Origin of the sequence: Ruminococcus sp. D54t1_190329_F1 (assembly GCF_015551645.1) — a bacterium.
GTDB lineage: Bacteria > Bacillota > Clostridia > Lachnospirales > Lachnospiraceae > Blautia_A > Blautia_A faecis.
In genome coordinates, this window is the sequence record NZ_JADNDC010000019.1 from 21,237 (window position 1) to 41,014 (window position 19,778).

The window sequence follows — 19,778 nt, forward strand, 5'->3', positions numbered from 1 at the left end:
ATTCTCTGTAAACGGTAATTTTTATTATATCAGACCTCAGTATCCTTGGCAAACATCTGTATCCTACCCGCCATTATTTTGCTGTCAGTTTTGCATATTCTGTTTTCGCATTTTCCCATGCGTCTTTGAAATACTCCGTTACTTCATCATAGCCAAGTTCTTTTAACTGTTTCTGAATCGCTTCGTATTTCTGATCGTACGCATCCTGTGTATCAGACATTACCATATCCGGAACTGCCTGCTGCAAGTAATCTGCAATTTTTGTCATGCTTCTCTGAACGGCAGTAGGATTCTCTGCCGGCATCAAGTTAATATATCCTTCATAGATAGTAGACTGATTTTTTCTGTTTGTACTTACCTCAATCGGAGTCTCTGCATTATAATACGCACAATAATCCTTGTCTGCATCTGTCATATGTTCCTTCACATAATCATTATTTAATCTCAGATCAATGTACTGCCCTTCATTTGCTGCACTGATCGCATAGGAATCGTAATCCTGCCCAATCATGGACAGATAGCGGTTTGCTCCCTGTTCCAACAGATAATCCGGGGTCTCTTTCATTTTTTCAATACAGTCATCCGTAAACACCGCAACACCATTTTCGTCATAATCCCAGGTAACACCTTTAGGCCCGTTCATAATAGTACGTGCACCATCTTCTGAGAAAATAAAATTCAGTAAGCGCATGATGCCTTTCATCTTTGTCTCATCACATTTTGAGGAAACCACATACGTTCTTGCTGACATTCCAAACTCTGATGCTCTGGACACCCATGCTGGAAATTCTTCTGTGTCTGCCCATGGAATATCTACTACTTTATCTTCTCCTGTTTTGTTCAACTCTGCATTCAGTGTGTCCCAATCCCACTCCATAGAACTGAACAATATCTGTCCTTCATTGATTTTCTGCGTATAATTCTCATTTTTCTGTGTATATGTTTCCGGATCCAGCAGTCCCATCTGGTTGGCTTTAAAATACATTTCCGACGTAATCCAGTACATATGATTTTCATCATACAGATCTATATATTCAAGATCAAGTATACTAAATGATGCTACATCATTAATTCCATATTGTCCCATATATTTCCAGATTACCGGATCTGATAAAGCATGATTTAATCCCCAGTCATTAAATCTGGAAATACCATATGTTTTCTTACCGGATTCTGTTTCCGGATGATTCGTCTGGATCGTCTTTAAAAGATTCAGAAAATCATCAACCGACTGAATCTCCGGACTTCCTGCTTCTTTGTACCAGTCCCATCGGATAAAGTTTCCATATCTGGAAGTAGCCAGCGCCGAAGGCTCTGATTTTCCTCTTGCAAAAATTGCATAAACTTTCTCATTCCCTGCACTCATATACTCCTTACTATACTCAAGCATACCGGAAAAATTCTCTGTTAGATCTGGCGCATATTCCATATAATCATCCAGATTCTGCAACGCGCCGGCCTGAATCAACGGTGTGATATACTTGGCATCCATACGGTTCAGATCATACAAATCTCCACTAGCCGCCATAGCCTGTGCCTTTTCATTGCTGTATAAAACCACATTCAGCGTAACACCCGTCTGCTCTTTAATATACTGTGCAACCGGATCCTCCTGAATTCCCGCTGTCATCGGATTTTCTCCTGCGCTGTCGATAAAAATATCCAGTGTTACCTCTTCCACTCCATCTGTCTGCGCATCTGTATTATTTTCCTGCGTGCTCTGTCCGGAATCACCTGTCGAACTGCTGCTTTCTTCTCCTGTCCCTCCGCACGCCATCATATGTAACGCAAGAATGGCTGCTCCTGCCGTTGCCACGATCCGTTTTCTTCTGTTTTTCCGTTTCATATTATTTCCTCCTGTTCTTTCTTTTCTTACCCTTTTACCGCTCCAATCATAATTCCATTGATAAAATATTTCTGCATAAATGGATAGACTGCCAAAATTGGTATTGTGACTACCATCGTAATCGTCATTCTTAACGTAAATGGACTGATCGCAGCACCCGAAACTGCTCCTGCACCTCCTGTCCTGGCCATATTCGCTATATTGGTGGCCTGATTCAGATACTCCAATAAAGTCATCTGCAACGTTTTCAGATCTATATCATTTACAAGCAATAAGTTATCTGTCCAGGAATTCCATTGTCCTACTGCTGTAAACACAACAATAGCTGCCAGAACCGGCTTGCTGATCGGGATAATAATTTTACAAAAAATTGTAAAATATCCCGCTCCATCTATCATTGCCGATTCTTCAATTCCACTTGCGATAGATTCCATATAGGTTTTAATCAGAATCATACTGTAAGCCGAAACGGCTGTCGGCAAAATATACACCAGAAAATTATCTTTCAATCCGATACTGCGCATTGTCAGATACCACGGGATTAATCCTGCATTGATATACATGGAAATAATTGCAATAGAATAAAAGAATTTTCTGAACGGCAGTTCTTTTTTTGTTAACGTATATGCCAGAATACTTGTAAAATACAACGTTACCGCAGTCCCGACCACCGTCCTTGCAACCGATACAAAAAATGCACGGAGAATCCCATTCAGTTCAAAAATCTGCTTATAATTTTTCAATGTAGGTTCCAGTGGATACCAGGTAATGGTACTTTTCTGCACGGCATCCGGACTGCTGATCGATGCAATAAAGATATAGTAAAACGGATAAATGCAACTAAGTACTATGATGGAGAAAAGAACAATCATACAGACCTGAAAGACAACCTCCTTTGGCTGTATCTTCTTTTTGTTTCTCATCTTCTCATCCTCCTTTCTGTCTGTTACAAGATGGACTGTCCGAGTGTTTTTTTCGACAGTTTATTGACACCAAATACAAGCCCGACACTGATAAAAGTTTTCACCATACTGACCGCTGTTGATGCCGGAATATCATTGTTCAACATCCCGATCCGGTAAACATAGTAGTCTAATACTTCCATTTTTTCCTGGATCATCGGATTGACAAAGACATAATATTGTTCAAATCCGTTATTTAAAATTGCTCCGATTGATATGATCAGTAACGTAATCAGCGTTGGAAGCATGCCAGGTATTGTGATATGTAACATTTTTTTCCATCTTCCAGCCCCATCTACCGCTGCCGCATCATACAACTGGGAATCTATTCCAGTGATTGCCGCAAAGAAAATGATGGAGTTATAACCTACTGTTTTCCATATATTTGTTAAAATCATGAATAACTTTGCCGTATTGGGATTTGTCAGAAGCGTTGTAGTTGCTTCCGTTTCTCCGGTGATCCCCCGAATGACAGTCGTAAGTAATCCATCATTGGAAAACAGAGAAAACATAATTGAATAAATAATGATCCAGCTGATAAAGTTTGGAATCGTAATGGCTGTCTGCACTGTTTTTTTGAACATTCTTCCGCGTACTTCTGACAACAGAATAGCTATCATTCCTGCAAGCGGAAGTCCGAGAAGTCCTGCCAGACTGATAATCAACGTATTTCCGATTACCTTCAGTATATATGGGTCTCCGAATACATATCGGAAATTATCCAGTCCCACAAATTCACAGGTCGATAATTTGTAACCGATCCGGTAATCAAAAAAAGAATAAATCCATCCTGAAATTGGCAAATAGGAAAACACAATAATAAACAAAATTGACGGAACCGTCATCAGTAACAACGTTTTTTGTCCTCTAGTCATGTGTGTGTTTTTGTATCTCCCTGTTGTACTTTTACTACTCATATTACCCCTCCCTTTCTCTGTTTTGTTTTCCTGTTCTGCTTTTATTATCACATATTATCTTTTTTACTGCCATTTCAAAAATCATACATGAGATTACAAAAATTTTATTGTTTTATGCGATTATTTTTATAATTCATCCTATCTTTTTTATAATTTCAAACGATTGACGTAATTATCAATACTGAATATAATATAGATATACCACTTTCATCCTTTTACTCTTTAGAATCGTTTACAGGAGTGACTTTATGAGATCAACAGACAGACAATATAAGATGCACTTTATTTCAAATATCTACCGTTTTATATTTTTTCTTATTTTACTGGCCATCACAATCATTGGAATTATTACTTACTATAATTTTTCGCGTCAGAACCATACCTATAGTATCAACTATAATATGTCCGCAGTATCCGGACTGACCCATATGATTGAAGAACAGGAAGACAGTTTCATGCAGTGTATCAACAACGCTTATCTTGATTACTACTCTTATCGTGAAGGACTTTTCTTTATCTCACCGGATAGCGATGCTCCGATCATTCGCGAAAACTGCTATCGTTTTCTGAGTGAATCGTTTTCTCTGAACCAGCAGATAACGTCTATGTCCATTTATTCTGCATACGATAACCGTATCTATTCTGTGACCAAAAACGGACGATATGATTTTCCGGAAAATCAGGCCGAATTCAGCGCTATGCTTTCTACTTACCAGGATCCTTATACGCGCCTGGGCGTTATACCGTCCAAAGTATATAAGCTGCTCTGCACTTCCACCGGATACAGTTTCCTTTACTGTCTGAAAAATACAATTACTTTTCAGAACATCGGTGCTATTCAGGCGGATTACAGTGCAAAAGGGCTACAGAATTATCTTTCCACCAATTATCCCGGTGTAAAGGGGGCTTTTCTGGTTTTCGATAATGATAACAACATCCTTTTTGAAACGGATAACAAACTGAAGCCCTCAGAGAAAGAACAACTTGCAGCAACCCCTGCCAAAAGTTCTGATACAACCATAGCCTTTCATGGAGAACGATATTATATCAACACGGATAAAACGGAAGATTCTTCTATCCATGTTGTCGGTTTTATCTCTCGCGGCTCACTCTGGAATGATATCCGTTACCCAATTTTTCTGATTCTTTTGATTACGTTTACGGTTACTGTAATTACTTTAATCTGTGTGTATCTTTTTCTGAATAAAAGCACAAACCAGCTAAACAAAATTTATCTTTCTATTCTGGAAGTAAAACAGGGCAATCTGAATACCAGAATCCCTACACAACCGTTACCTAGAAATGAATTTGATGATATTTCATTCGCATTTAATGATATGTTGGAGAATCTGAACAGTTATATTGATAAAGTATATAAATCAGAGATTGAATCCCAAAAGTATCAGTTAAAGCTCCTGCAATCTCAGATTAATCCACATTTTCTTTTTAACACCCTGGAAACCATCCGTATGAACGCACTGTTGCATGGGGATTCTGAAACCACGGAAATGATCTACATTCTGTCAAAGATTCTCAGAAATTCCATCAAGGGAAACAGCATGGTTTCCGTACGGCAGGAAATTGAGAACTGTAAAAATTATCTGCGGTTGTGTGATATTCAGTACAAAAATCTTCTTCACTACAGCTTTGACATTGACAACAGACTATTGTCGGAAACGATTATCCAGCACGCACTGATCATCATGATCGAGAACTTCATTCTTCATGGTTTTGACAGTTCCCATGAGACTAATGTCATCACCATCACAGGAAAACTTCAGGACACCTTCGCCGTATTTCATGTGCGAGATAATGGATTCGGGATCACAAAGGAAGATCTCCATACGCTAAGACAGTCTTTTACCGAAAAATCGCTGGATCATATTGAACGTATCGGTTTAAAAAATATTTATCAGAGAGCACAGCTTTTATATGGACCCGAAAGCAATTTAGAGGTTTTATCGACCCCAGGGGAAGGCACGGAAATCATATTTATATTTCCAGTAAAAGTTTCTCAGAACTAGCAGGGAGGAATTGTTATGCTACATGTAATTCTTATAGACGATGAACCATTAATCCGCAACGGTTTGCAGAAAATGTTTTCCTGGGAGGACTTTCATATGGAAATATCTGCGGTTTTCCCAAACGGAAGTCTTGCATTCGAATATATTCAGACGCATCCTGTCGATCTTGTGATCACGGATATCAAAATGCCCGTTATGACCGGGATAGACTTTATGACAGCCTGCAGAAATCACGGCATAAAAACCAAATTCATTGTTCTGAGCGGTTTTTCTGACTTTGCTTACGTAAAAAGTGCCGCACAGATCGGTATTGAAAACTATTTGTTAAAACCAATTGATCATCAGGAAATGTCCCGCACACTTCGCCAGGTACAAAAGAAGATTGAGGCGGAACAGCGAAATAAAATATTTGTCGATGAAGGAATTCGGATTTTTAAAAACAATCTGCTGTTTCGACTGATCACCGGAAAAATTTCTGTGGAAGATCTGCAGGAACGTCAGGATTATGTAGATCTTCCCCTTGAAAACTGTAATTACCAGATTGCTGTCATCAAGTTTTCTGCTGCCACCATGGATTCCGCACAATTGCAGGGCAAACCGCCTCTGAATTCTGTGATTCACCATTTATCCTGTTATCCGGATATCTTTCCGATTACGGACTACACCGTGCGTTTTTTGTATCTTCTCTTTTGTAATTACGATGGACAGAAAAAACGGATAAATCCCTGCCTTTCCAGGCTTTCCCAGTACCTGTCCGTCACGTCCGACTTCCGTATCTCCATCGCGGTCGGAAAACTGGTAACCACTGTTGACGAGATTGTTGGCAGCTATCGTTCCGCTTTTCTTTTGATCAACACGGCTACTGTCTGTGAATCTGCGGATGAGATCCGCTGGTCGGAAGATCTGGAAAAGAACCATGCATTTATGCTCCCACATATTGAAATCGATCAGCTGGTTCATCTAAATGAAAAATGTCTGTATAAAAGCGAAGATTCGATTCAGGAAATCATTGCAGATGTTCTGTACAACAACCGCTTTATTCCACTGGAAGGACTGCAGATGCTTGCTGTCATGACTCTTTCAAAAGTATATGAAAATTACCTTGATTCCAAAGCAGACTCTGCTCCTTCCAAGACCGATATTCATGACCTGATCAATCCACTGGCCGATTGCACAGACTATCGTTCCATTCGCGATCAGACTTTTGCCATTATTCACACCATTTTCTTGTGCCAGCAAAATAACGGGGAATTTACTACCGGTGCTTCCTGTAAAATGATTCTGCGTTTTCTGGAATCCCACTACGCCGAAGACATTAATCTTAAAACGATCGCTGACCGTTTTCACGTAAATGCATTGTATCTTGGGCGAAAAATCAAAGCAGACACCGGATATACTTTTAACGATTATATCAATCAGTTACGTTTGAAAAATGCCGCAGAGCTCTTGCAAAACACCAGTCTTTCTGCGAAACAGATTGCCAAGCGGGTGGGTTACAGCAATGATAAATATTTCAGTATTCAGTTTAAAAAATATCAGAATATGACTCCAGGAGAGTTCAGAAAAAAATATACACAAATCAATTCATTTTAGGAGGTACTATGGAAACAAGAATTCACGAAGCCCTGAACGAAACTTATCAAAACTACATCCTGCCTTTTTTCTGGCAGCATGGCGAAACCGAAACAGTACTCAGAACGTACATGAAGACCATCCAGGATATGGGAATTCAGGCTGTTTGTCTGGAATCCCGTCCACATCCTGACTTCGCAGGCCCCGGCTGGTGGCACGATCTGGATATTATCCTTGATGAGGCAAAACAGCGGAATATGAAAGTATGGATTCTGGATGACAGTCATTTTCCTACCGGCTACGCAAACGGTGGAATGAAAAAAGTGGGAAAAGAACTGCAAAAGTGCTCAGTCTATCATCTCTGTGTAGATCTTGTCGGTCCGGCTCGAACCTACGTGGATGTAAATGCATTGCTGGGTGAATTTTCCTCTGGATTTCCACTCCCTGAAAACCATCCTCTCGCAAAGGAAAAAGAACTTCTTACAGCTGTTTTGTATCGACGAAAAGATGAGGTATCCGATGATCTGACCAATGAGTGTATTCCCCTTACCTCATCTATTAAAAACGGTCTTTTACCGTTGGAAGTCCCTGATGGTTTCTATCGTTTATTTCTTATCTATAAATCATACCATGCAGGACTTGCCTACAACGATTACATCAATCTTCTGCAGAAAAAATCTGTAAAGGTTTTACTGGATGAAGTATATGAACCTCATTTTGCACATTATCATGAATATTTCGGTAATACCATTGCAGGATTCTTTTCAGATGAGCCTGGATTTTACAATTGTATTGATAGCTTGTTTAATTTTTCCGCGATTGTTGGCAAGACAGATATGCCTCTGCCATGGTCAGATGAACTTGAAAAACTTCTTTATGAAAAAAACATCACTCGTGAAGGTCTTGTCCGTCTCTGGTTTGATGTTTCTCCTGAAACAGATTCTCTGTTTCGTTATCAGTACATGAATCTGGTGACGGATCTGTATAAAAAGAATTTTTCCATGCAATTAGGTCAGTGGTGCCGTGCACATAATGTTGAATATATCGGACATATTCTGGAAGACAATAATTCGTCTTCCCGTCTTGGTCCAAGCGCCGGACACTATTTTCGCGCTATGGCTGGCCAGGATATGGCAGGTATCGACATTGTAACCTCCCAGGTCATGCCGGGGCGTACGCATACACATACCACTCACGCCTCTGTGAATACTTATTCTGACGGAGAGTTTTATCATTATGCCCTTGCGAAACTCGCTTCCAGCGATGCCCACCTTGAACCGGCCAAGAAAGGGCGGGCTATGTGCGAACTATTTGGCAACTACGGCTGGTCAGAAGGACTGGAAATGATGAAATGGCTGACAGATTTTATGCTGATCCGCGGAATCAATATCTTCGTTCCACATGCCTTTTCCGCAAAAGATTTTCCGGATCCGGACTGCCCGCCCCACTTTTATGCCCATGGACATAATCTGCAGGCTCCATATATGAAATACTTATTTACCTATATGAACCGTATGGCACATATTCTGAATGGTGGACGAAGTTGTTCACAAGTAGGTATCCTTTACCACGGCGAAGCAGAATGGGCCGGTGATGCCATGCTCTTTCAGAAGCTTGGAAGGATCTGTATGGAACAGCAGGTAGATTACGATGTTATCCCGGCTGAGAAGATCAGTTATCCAGATCTTCTCTCCTGCCTCAATGATAATCAGGAACTGATACTTGGTACACTCCACTTAAAGTATCTGATCATTCCTTATGCACAGAAACTTCCAATTTCTGTTCTTCATGGGATCGCTGCACTGTCCGAACATGGTTTTCCGGTTCTTTTTATCGATGCTTTTCCGTCTGACTCCTGTGAACATGTTGATGCCACAAAGCTGCTTTCTATCATTCGTAAAAAAGCCACTTGTCTTCCACTCACTGCATTTGCTGCTTTTTTAAAGAATCAACAGCTTCCTATGGTACATATTCTCTCCGAGAAGCCTTACAAAGATTTGCGGGTTTATCAGTATCAGGGGGATGACTATCAGTGTATGATGCTTCGAAACGAATCCATCTGGCAGCCGATTCATGAAGACATAACATTTTCGTTTTTTAAACCTTCTGCGGAATATGATGTCTATCATAACTGTATATACGCACTGAAATCATCTGCTGAAAGTTATATGCTGGATCTCGAACCCGGCGAATCCCGCCTGCTTGTCTCCGGCATAGACACTACTGGAATTCGTATCAAAAAAGTGGATACTTCACTTGTAAAAGAGCGCTATAAACTCGAAACACCCGTAGCTATTTCCGTTTCAACCTACGAAGATCACGGGAGTTTTCGTCCCGTACACGGTCGGAGTTCTTTCGAAAATCTGTGCATAGAGCCAGGCTTTGAAAGCTTCCACGGTATCATACGATACGAGACAACCTTTACCATAGATTCCCCTGCAAAGAGCAATTCCGGTGTATTCCTTGTTATCGAAGGTGCCAATGAAGTCATTCAGCTCACCGTCAACCAACATACATTGTTTCCGGCCATCGGTGCACCTTATCGCTTTGATATTACCGACTATATCGTCCCCGGGAAAAATCAGCTAATTATCGACAATACCACAACTGTTTTTCCGCTGATCAAAGATGCACCTTCTGTCAATACAGGTCTTCATCCTTTGGGAATTGACGGAGCTGTCTGGTTCGAATATATCAACTAAAAACTTTTCTAAATAGAAAAAGCCGCCACTTCAAAATTAACAGTGAAGTGACGGCTCTTTCTATCGCCGGAATACGAGTTCCTGAAATGAAAAAAACACCCAGCATTTATACTGTGTGCTACATCAAATTCATATTTAATTATTCAAATTAGCTCAAACTATGCCAAACTGCCACAGCCAAAAAACGAGGGGAAGGAGGGCTGAAAAGCACCCCAAAAATCGGCTCTCGGTTAACCACTTCCCCCTCTTTTTGGCCAGTTAACCACTTGCGGACCACTAAAAATTGGATGAAATCGGCTCTCGTTTTGCCAAATTTGGTCAAACCATATCAGCCCGTTTAGATATAGCAAAACCCCGGAAAACCTTGATTTTCCGGGGTTTTTGAACCATTTTGATATAGTCTGAGCAGTCGATTATCGTTTGCTGAACTGCGGAGCGCGACGAGCTGCTTTGAGACCGTATTTCTTACGCTCTTTCATACGAGGATCACGAGTAAGGAATCCAGCTGCTTTAAGAACTGGTCTGTACTCTTTGTCTGCCTCAAGGAGTGCTCTGGAGATACCATGTCTGATAGCACCAGCCTGTCCTGTGTATCCGCCACCGTGTACGTTTACAAGAACGTCAAATTTTCCTTCTGTCTCGGTAGCAGCCAGTGGCTGACGAACGATAACTTTAAGTGTATCTAATCCGAAATACTCATCAATGTCTCTTTTATTGATAGTGATTTTACCAGTACCTGGGGTAAGGTAAACTCTTGCTACTGATTTTTTTCTTCTTCCTGTTCCGTAGAATTTTGCGCTAGCCAATGTTTTCTACCTCCTAATTAAAATGTTAAAACTTCCGGTTTCTGAGCCGCATGTTTGTGTTCAGGTCCGGCATAAACGAAAAGTTTTGTGTACATTTCTCTTCCTAATGGTCCTTTTGGAAGCATACCTTTAACTGCCAGCTCAACAACTTTCTCAGGTTTCTTAGCCATCATCTCTTTTAATGTAGTCTCTTTCATTCCACCTACATAATCAGAGTGATTGTAGTAGATCTTCTGATCCATTTTCTTTCCTGTAACTTTAATCTTGTCAGCGTTAACAACGATTACATAATCACCTGTGTCAACGTGTGGTGTAAACTGAGGTTTGTTCTTTCCTCTTAAAACGCTTGCTACGCCAGAAGCCAGACGGCCAAGGGTGCAGCCTTCAGCGTCAACTACATACCATTTTCTCTCGATTTTATCTGGATTAGCCATATAAGTCTGCATGGTTTTACCTCCTGTTATTTATCAACGATTGTTTGTATAAATGCGAATTCTCGCATATGTTAGTAATATGGAAACGATGGTGCAATTACTGCGGAAATGTCCGAAACCGCTGATAAATACCGTCGCCGGGGCTATTGGCTAAAGTATCTCGCACTACGTCACATTGAGTTATTATATTATAAGCCTCCGTTTCTGTCAACCACTTTTTCCCCATATTTCCATCTTTTTTTCAAAAAGTTTTCCACATTCTTCCTGGATTGCTGATCAGCTTTTCCACAAAGCCTGCTTGCTGTCTCCACCTTATACACGCCCATCCACAACAAGTGTCTTTTAGAACAACGATTTATCCACACTTTAATCAGACATTTTATAAATTTTCTCTGGTATTTTTCTCCGCAATGTGCTATATTAGAAAGAATTTATCCACAGGATACACAGTAACTATTTTATTTTTTCAGGTAACTATTCAGCAAGTACTATTCCGCGGAACATTTTCACTATGAAAGCCCCAGGTGGCAGCTGTGGGAATACCGCAGAAAGGTTCACCTTTCTGTGCATCACAAAGCGCGTAACTGTAAAAGAACTGAACAGTTCCTTTTCTTCTTATATTTGAGGTGAAGTTTTTATGATAACATTTTTATCCCGTTTTTTCATCAAAGATTACAAAGACTACAGCTCCCCCCAGGTTCGCCAGTCTTATGGCATGCTCTGCGGAGCTGTGGGAATTGCCTTGAACATTTTTCTTTTTATAGGAAAATGGCTTGCCGGAATCCTAAGCGGCTCTATTGCCATCACGGCGGATGCCTTCAACAACTTATCGGATGCAGGCTCCTCTGTGATCACTCTGGTGGGCTTCAAGCTCTCCGGACAAAAACCGGATACAGAGCATCCCTTTGGACATGGACGCATGGAATATATCTCCGGACTTCTTGTCTCAGTTGCGATTCTGATCATGGGCTTCGAGCTGATCCGCTCCTCCATTGACAAGATCCGCACCCCGGAGCCCATTGAATGCAGCCCGGTTATTATTGCTGTCCTTATTGCATCTATTCTGGTAAAAATATATATGTACTACTATAACCGCACTATCGGTCACAAAATCGACAGTACTGCCATGCAGGCTACAGCCGGAGACAGTTTAAGTGACACAGTTTCCACCAGTCTGGTTCTTCTGGCAACTATCATCAGTCAGCTTACCGGACTGGTGCTGGACGGATGGTTCGGTGTTCTGGTTGGCATTTTTATCTTCTATACCGGAATCACTACAATGAAGGATACCATTGATCCCCTTCTCGGACAAGCCCCGGAGAAAAATTTAGTAGAGGAAATCGAAGAGATCGTTCTTGCCCATCCCCTTGTCCACGGCATGCATGACCTGATTGTCCATGACTACGGTCCAGGCAGACTGATTCTTTCCCTCCACGCTGAGGTTCCCGCCCACGGAGATCTGCTGATCATCCACGATGAGATTGACAACATTGAGCATGAGCTTCAGGACAAACTGAATTGTTCTGCCACCATCCACATTGATCCCATTGTTACAGACAACAAGGAGGTCAATGAAATGCGCAGCCAGATTGAAGAAATCACCCGCAATCTGGACCGCCGTCTTTCCATTCACGATTTTCGCATAGTAGAAGGTCCTACCCACACAAACCTGATCTTCGACGTAGCGGTTCCTTTCGAATGCAAACTCACAAACGTAGAGATCACCAATCTCCTCAAAGAGCGCATCCGCAATATGGACGATGGCAACTATTGTGCTGTGATCCAAATCGACAGAGTATATGCATAAAAAATTCTTTTCCCCCATACAAAAAAAGGCTAGTTCTTCCTGCAGCTACATGAAGAACCAGTCTTTTTGTTATTTCGTCCGCACTGCGTCCGCTTTGAAGCACCTTTCCTTATCGAATATTCAAATAAACATCCTCTCTCGTATGAAATCCCCCATCAATGATCACCTTATCCATATTTTCCGCTGTCACCGCAATTGGATCGATTTTATAATAAGGAATGTCATATGTCCCGTCATTGAAAGTTTCTACCGCCTTGTATTCCCCTTCTCCTGAAGTAATATCCTCTCCTTTGCCAAGCGCTACAGCGAACTCTGCCGCCGTATTCGCTTCCAGTTCAATAGGCTTATAGACGGTCATTTCCTGTGTACCTTCCACAATCCTCTGACAAGCTGCCAGATCCGCATCCTGAGCCACCACAGCAACCTTCCCTGCCAACCGGTTCTCCGACAATACCTTCACTGCCTGACTTGCCAGATCATCATTTCCGCACATCACTCCTACAATATCTTTTGTAACTTCCAACCCCTGAGTCACATAATTTCCGGCCAGCTCTGCCATCCAGTTATCGCAATATTCCGTATAAACCACATTCAGATTACTGCCTTCAATGGCTTTATTGAACCCCCTCACAACTTCATCCACATTTCTGTCTGTAGGAGATCCATTGATGGCAAAAATATTTCCTCCCTCCGGACAAGCCTGGATCAGCGCCTCTCCCATAAGGGTTCCAACCTTTTCATTATCAATGGTAATATACAGATCTGCATTAACATTTTCCACAATGCGGTCATAGCAGATTATATAAATCCCCATTTCCCGGGCTTCCTTCAGCACATCATACAGAGCATTTCCATCAATAGGGATCACCACGATCACATCCATCTTTTTCTTAATGAAATACTCTATCTGGGAGATCTGCTCTTCCACAACGCCTCCGGCCACCTGCACATTCACCTCAGCCCCAAGGCTCTGGGCAGTAGAAACAAACATATCCCGGTCCCGCAGCCATCTCTCAATTACAAAAGAGTCAAAGCTAAGCCCGATCTGCAGCTTATCTTCCTCTTTTGCTTCTTCCTTCTGCGGCTCCTGAGGCTTACTTCCGCAGCCTGCTGCCAATGCAGCTGCCAGGATCAAAACCAGCGACAAGATCAGCCAACGACACTTTCTCATTTTCCATACCTCGCTTTATACTCACTTGGAGTCATATCCATCTGCTTCTTAAAAATCCTGCTGAAATAATTTGGATCTGAATAGCCGCTCTGGATTCCCGCTTCCTTTACGCTCACATTTTCATCCACCAGAAGCTCTTTGGCTTTATCGATCCGGACTCTGGTCAGATACTCAATAAAATTCTCCCCAGTCTCCTCCTTAAAAATCTTGCTGAAATAATAAGGACTGATATTCACCTGGCTGGATACATCATCCAGAGAAATATCCCTGCTGTAATTTTCCTGAATATAAAGCATGGCCTTCTTTACCGCGGAATTAGACTGATCTTCCTTCTGATCCCGGATTGCCCGGCATACATTTACCATCTTTTCCTGAAACCATTTACGAAGATCCTCATAAGTAGAAAGCGACATGGCAGTATCCAAATAGTCTCTGCGGTAACTAAATCCATAATTGATCGCGCCGCTTTCAAAAGCAATCTTCTCTCCCCAGATAATAAACTCCAGTATTTTCAGGCGGATATTATTCATATCCTGTGAATAATGCTCCACCATCCAGTCACAGAAGAAGTTCACCTCCTGGAGCATACCCTCTTCATTTCCTTCCTCAAGGCAGCGGAACATCCGCTTCTCATCATTGCCGGGAAAAGCCTCGTCATAGACACCATTCTGGGAAAGATCCTCTATATGAATTACCCGGCTCAGGCTTCCGTTTAATGCCCGGAGTGCTTCACGGTAAGATCTCTCAAGCTCTTCCATTTCCCATACTCTTCCAATTCCCACACGGAATTTTGCATCCAGTCTGCCTTCCAGCCTTGCCACCAGTTCTCTTGCCTTTTCCACCAGATCAATGCGGTCTTCATAAGGATTCTGAAAAATTTCACAAGGTACTACTACAGGGATACGATTGGACATAATATTTCCAACCACACAAGGAAAAGCAGACTTCACCACATCCCGGAATTCCGGATAAAAGCTCTGGGCTTTCACATTCATTCCAACCGGGCTTACCAGTCTTCCATTTTCATAGCTTTGTCCAAACTGCACCACCATAACATAACCCTGGCTGTATTCAATATCAAGAAGCTGCTGGTAATAATCTGCTGCTGCCATCTCTTTCTGGAAAAGAAGAGAATTTACATAACCAGATTCCACAACCGGGATAACTGTCTCCAGCTTTTCCTGGATTTTCAACAGATTACTTCTCTGATCACGCACCTTATCCACCTTTGCTGTCGCTTCTTCCACCACAGAAATAATCTTACTTTTCGAAATCGGTTTCGTAAGATACTGTTCCACACCAAGATTAATGGCTTCTTTAGCGTAATCAAATTTGTCATATGCGGAAACCACATAAAACAAGGCGGAATTGTTGAACTTCCGGATTTCCCGCATGGCCTGGATTCCGTTAATTCCAGGCATGTGAATATCCATAAACACAATATCCGGGTGAAAAGTCTCCGCCTTCTCGATTACCGCCCTTCCTGTTTTCGCAGTTTCCACACTGCATTTATCTCCGAATTCAGCCAGAATCACTCCTTTAAAAGCCTCCAGCATAAGTCCTTCATCATCTGCTATCAGAATACGGTACATTTTTTTGCTCCCCTTTATTCAGCCTCTGTTCACTGCTCATTGCAGCATACTCCGTGCTATCACTTTTTACTCATTCACTGGTACCTTCAACCTCCACCGGTAAGGTGATATGCACACTGGTTCCAAGTCCCAGACCATCACTTTCTATGGTAAGAAGACCTTTTTGTTTATAATACAGTTCCAATCTGTCAATTACATTTCCTACTGCTATACCTGTAGAATAACGGTCCTCTCCATTATTTCGTGCTTTCCCTGCCATAACAGACCTGATCATCTCCTGTGTCATTCCGGCGCCATTATCACTGACTGTGATTTCCAGATCATCTCCATCCTTGTGAATAGACATTCTGATTTTTCCAGTTTCCATACAGTCGTGGATTCCATGTTGCACTGCATTTTCCACCAGAGGCTGCAAAATCATACTTGGAATCCTGAAATTCCCGATTCCCTCATCCACATCTTTTTCATAATTGATATCTCCGGCAAATCGGACATTTAAAATATAAATATAATTGTCAACTGCATCCACCTCTTCCCAGAGAAGTGCGTCATCCTCCATTTTCCGTACATTATATCGAAAAAAGTCTGCCATCTTTTCCAGAAAAACACCAGTACGCTCTGCATCCTCCAGCATGGCAAGCTGGGCACCAGCATTCAGACAGTTAAACAGGAAATGAGGATTGATCTGAGCCTGAAGATACTTCAGCTGTGCTTCCTTCAGATGGGTCTCCATAAGAAGCTCCCTCTCCTTCATCTGAGCCTGCTTCTCTATACTTTCACGCTGTTGTTTAATATGAATGCGTATGCTGTCCAGCATCTGATTAAAGCTCCGTGTTACCACGCCAACCTCATCCTCGCAGACAACAGGCAGAATTGGCACATTCAGATTTCCCAGGGCAACCTCATGAGCAGTACTGGAAAGCTGGGTCAGCGGCCGGATCATGGATTGCACAAACAGAATGATAATAGCCACGCCTACTGCTGCCACAATGAAAATAACCACCAACGCCAGCCGATACAGTACATCCATAGAAGAAAGCAGGAGCTGGTAATTGGAGGAATTCATCCGGAAACGCAGATTATTCAGCTTGTAAATATAAGAATTGATATATTTATAAAGCTGCAGTTCTTTTTCATAAGAAGCCTTGTACTTCTCAATATTTCTGCCTCGCTTGGCCTGAACAGTCTCGCTGGTCTGATTCAGATAGCTTTCTGACATTCTGCGTATATTTTTTTCCAGCATTTTTACTTCATTGTCCACATTCCGGTCATTCAGCTTATCCAGAAGCTCCCGGTAATCCTGCTCATAGCGATAGTAATTTTCCAGAGCCTTGGTTCCCTTTATATTCAGATATTCGTAAACCGTTCCTTCCAGCTTGTTTAAGGTATCCGAGAGATCATTAATCGCTGCATTGCTGGAAAAAACAGCATCAATCCGGTCTACACCGGTATGGATCTGTTCAAAGATAAAAAAATTGATGCATACTACAAACACCATGACAAGGGCCATAACAAAGCTTAATCTTGTCTGTATGGAATTCTGGACGGAAAGGCTTCCTTTTCTCTCTCTCATTTAATTCCCCTCCGTTCTGTAAGCACCAACATTGCTTCTGGTGATCACATGCTGACCCACACTGTAATAGTTGCTGGTATGTCCCAAGGAGGAAAACTCTTCCAGGGCATTCACGCTGTATCTTCCGATTTCATCCATATCCAGAGCGATAGCTGAAGAAATAATCCCTTTGCTGATACCATCCAGAATTACATCGGAATAATAAAAACCAACTACATCCACATTTCCAACCTGGTTATAGTCAACCAGAGCCTGGTAAACGCACTCTGTCACAACCTCGTCCATGCACACCAGCACATCTGGCAGGTTCTCCTCGCTTACAAAAATATCCCGGACAAATTCCTCTGTATCAAAGCCAGAGCTGCTGTCAATGTTGTATTCTGAAATCGTTACGGTCTGATAATCCTTCTTTTTTTTCTCCAGTTCTTTTTTAATCTGGTAATAGATCAGATTGGTCTCCTGTGTCTTGGACTGGGAATTTGCCAAAAGAAGGACCTGCGTATTCTCATGTTCCTTTAAAAGTCCAAGGATCTGTTCCGTGTAAGCATTTCCCAGCTGATAACTATTCAGTCCAACAAAGCTGATTCTGGCACTGGAGGAATCATCTGTCAGCACCGTAACTACCGGAATATCCGCATCTGAGGCTTCCTGGATCAGTTCCTGCTCTTCATCGCTTCCATCAGCTTCCAGAATGATCCCGTCCACCTGGGAGGCAATTCCAATACGCAGATAATCCGCCTGATTATAATTGGAATCGTGCCCGGGCTCGATCAATTCCAGATAAGCATCTGCATCCTTTGCCGCCTGGCTGGCGCTTTCATAGATAGAATCCCACATCAGGGTATTTTCCGCTCCTGCTATCATCAGATAATGTTTTGCGTAGCTGGATGCACCCTCGCCTTCACCAAGATCCACCTGATCCAGTTTTTTCTGGAAATAAATCCAGATTCCAGAGAGAAATAACATACAGCCTACTATAATAAAAAAAACAGTCAATGTGGATTTTTTCATAATTAATAAGTTCCTTTATTGCCCGCGCTTTTGCCTGTAGGCAAACCGCCATTTTATTATAAAATAAATATGCTTTCAAACATCTACAGTTTACCATATTTGCATGCTATATGCAAAAGAAGCCATTGCATTTCTGCAACAGCTCCTTTCTGATTACTGTTTACTGCACTCTCAGCAGTTTTTTGGCAATTATTTAGTTGGATTTTCTATTAGAGATAACATCAAATACAACTGCGATCAGAAGTACGGCACCTTTTACAACATACTGCCAGGAATCACCGATACCCATGATTGACATACCCATGTTGATAACACCAAGGAGAAGAGCACCGATTACAACACCGCCTACAGTACCACTTCCACCGTATGCAGAAGCACCACCGATGAAACAGGAACCGATTGCATCCATCTCGAAGGATGTACCTGTACTACCATTTACAGAACCTACACGTGCTGCGCAGAGAAGACCGGCAAGACCAGCAAGTAAGCCCATGTTTGCATATGCAATGAAATAAACCTTATTTGTATCGATACCGGAAAGCTGTGTTGCTTTCTCGTTACCGCCGATTGCGTAAAAGTAACGTCCAAACGCTGTCTTGGATGTGATGAAGTTGTAGATCATGCAGATTGCAACTACCCATACAAGCATTACGGAGATACCTTTGTACTGATACAATTTGTAGCAATACCACAGAATAACAACTGCAATCACGGCTGCTCTGCTGTAATCAGAAGCTGCTGTATTCTGGCGATAACCTTTTTTCGCTTTGTTTGCTCTGGAACGCATGGTAGAGAAAATAATGTAGCATGCGATCAGAACACCAACGATCAGTGCTGAATATTTCTTTCCATCATCAAGTCCCGGAATGTTAATGTAGGATGTAAATACATTCAGGAAAGATTTGTTCTGGATAGATACTGTCTTATTATCCAGTACCAGACGTCCAAATCCACGGAAAATGAACATGCCGGCAAGTGTTGTGATAAATGGAGGAATTCTCTTATAACCAATCCAGTAGCCCTGCCATACACCAACCAGAAGGCCGATTACCAGGCAAAGGAGAATGGTGATAAATGGATTGAAGCCCTTGCTGCCAATCAGGACAGCGGCAACACCACCTACAAAACAGATAACAGATCCAACAGAAAGATCGATGTTACCACCAGTTAAGATACAGAGCAACATACCACATGCAAGAACCAGGACGTATCCGTTCTGGAGCATAAGGTTTGACATGTTCTGTGCAAAAAGAAGTCGTCCATCAGTCAGAGCACAGAACAGGATAAATACGATTACAAGCGCAATGACCATCGTATATTTTCTTAAAAAATCCTTGATTTTGGAATTCATAGTGTTTTCC

General features: G+C 41.9%; 14 protein-coding genes. 4 read left to right on the plus strand and 10 right to left on the minus strand.

Annotation, left to right across the window (positions count from 1 at the left end):
* Nucleotides 1-73: 73 nt before the first annotated feature.
* From I2D69_RS10350 to I2D69_RS10360, 3 genes are read right to left on the minus strand one after another with little or no spacing between them, the layout of a single operon-like run.
* Nucleotides 74-1,846 (minus strand): extracellular solute-binding protein, encoded by a 1,773-nt coding sequence (locus tag I2D69_RS10350; RefSeq protein WP_195379858.1) that lies wholly within the window; start codon nt 1,844-1,846, stop codon nt 74-76.
* Nucleotides 1,847-1,872: 26 nt separating this feature from the next.
* Nucleotides 1,873-2,769, minus strand: a complete 897-nt coding sequence (locus tag I2D69_RS10355) for a carbohydrate ABC transporter permease (RefSeq protein WP_195379859.1) — start codon at nt 2,767-2,769, stop codon at nt 1,873-1,875.
* 23 nt (nt 2,770-2,792) lie between these two features.
* The gene (locus tag I2D69_RS10360) at nt 2,793-3,725 is read right to left on the minus strand and encodes an ABC transporter permease subunit (protein WP_195379860.1); all 933 of its coding nucleotides are present in this window, start codon (nt 3,723-3,725) and stop codon (nt 2,793-2,795) included.
* A gap of 248 nt (nt 3,726-3,973) precedes the next feature.
* Here I2D69_RS10360 and I2D69_RS10365 point away from each other — a divergent pair, with 248 nt between their 5' ends.
* Genes I2D69_RS10365 through I2D69_RS10375 form a run of 3 tightly spaced genes read left to right on the plus strand, consistent with a single transcriptional unit; the run spans nt 3,974 to nt 10,023 of the window.
* Entirely contained in the window at nt 3,974-5,749 is a 1,776-nt protein-coding gene (locus I2D69_RS10365; RefSeq protein WP_195379861.1) for a histidine kinase, read from the plus strand.
* A 15-nt stretch (nt 5,750-5,764) separates the two neighbouring features.
* A complete protein-coding gene (locus I2D69_RS10370) occupies nt 5,765-7,342 on the plus strand; it encodes a response regulator (RefSeq protein ID WP_195379862.1) in 1,578 nt (525 codons plus the stop codon).
* A gap of 8 nt (nt 7,343-7,350) precedes the next feature.
* Entirely contained in the window at nt 7,351-10,023 is a 2,673-nt protein-coding gene (locus I2D69_RS10375) for a glycosyl transferase family 2 (RefSeq protein WP_195379863.1), read from the plus strand.
* 413 nt (nt 10,024-10,436) lie between these two features.
* On the opposite strand, the gene rpsI is transcribed toward I2D69_RS10375, so the two are convergent.
* Nucleotides 10,437-10,829: a 30S ribosomal protein S9 gene (rpsI, locus tag I2D69_RS10380; protein ID WP_118580486.1), complete on the minus strand. Its 393-nt coding sequence runs from the start codon at nt 10,827-10,829 to the stop codon at nt 10,437-10,439.
* A gap of 17 nt (nt 10,830-10,846) precedes the next feature.
* Nucleotides 10,847-11,275, minus strand: coding sequence for a 50S ribosomal protein L13 (gene rplM / locus I2D69_RS10385; RefSeq protein WP_117853326.1), 429 nt, complete (start codon nt 11,273-11,275; stop codon nt 10,847-10,849).
* Between the two features lie 625 nt (nt 11,276-11,900).
* On the opposite strand from rplM, the gene I2D69_RS10390 reads away from it, so the two are divergent.
* Nucleotides 11,901-13,070: a cation diffusion facilitator family transporter gene (locus I2D69_RS10390; RefSeq protein WP_173717156.1), complete on the plus strand. Its 1,170-nt coding sequence runs from the start codon at nt 11,901-11,903 to the stop codon at nt 13,068-13,070.
* A gap of 109 nt (nt 13,071-13,179) precedes the next feature.
* Here I2D69_RS10390 and I2D69_RS10395 read toward each other — a convergent pair whose 3' ends face one another.
* The 5 genes from I2D69_RS10395 to I2D69_RS10415 form a co-directional block, all read right to left on the minus strand.
* A complete protein-coding gene (locus tag I2D69_RS10395) occupies nt 13,180-14,241 on the minus strand; it encodes a substrate-binding domain-containing protein (RefSeq protein WP_173717155.1) in 1,062 nt (353 codons plus the stop codon).
* On the minus strand, nt 14,238-15,833 hold the full coding sequence (locus tag I2D69_RS10400) for a response regulator (RefSeq protein WP_173717154.1): 1,596 nt from the start codon (nt 15,831-15,833) through the stop codon (nt 14,238-14,240). The genes I2D69_RS10395 and I2D69_RS10400 overlap by 4 nt, the downstream gene beginning before the upstream one ends.
* Nucleotides 15,834-15,903: 70 nt before the next feature.
* Nucleotides 15,904-17,406, minus strand: coding sequence for a histidine kinase (locus tag I2D69_RS10405; RefSeq protein ID WP_173717153.1), 1,503 nt, complete (start codon nt 17,404-17,406; stop codon nt 15,904-15,906).
* Entirely contained in the window at nt 17,407-18,417 is a 1,011-nt protein-coding gene (locus tag I2D69_RS10410) for a substrate-binding domain-containing protein (protein ID WP_173717152.1), read from the minus strand.
* 193 nt (nt 18,418-18,610) lie between these two features.
* A complete protein-coding gene (locus I2D69_RS10415) occupies nt 18,611-19,768 on the minus strand; it encodes a sugar ABC transporter permease (RefSeq protein ID WP_173717151.1) in 1,158 nt (385 codons plus the stop codon).
* Nucleotides 19,769-19,778: the final 10 nt, after the last annotated feature.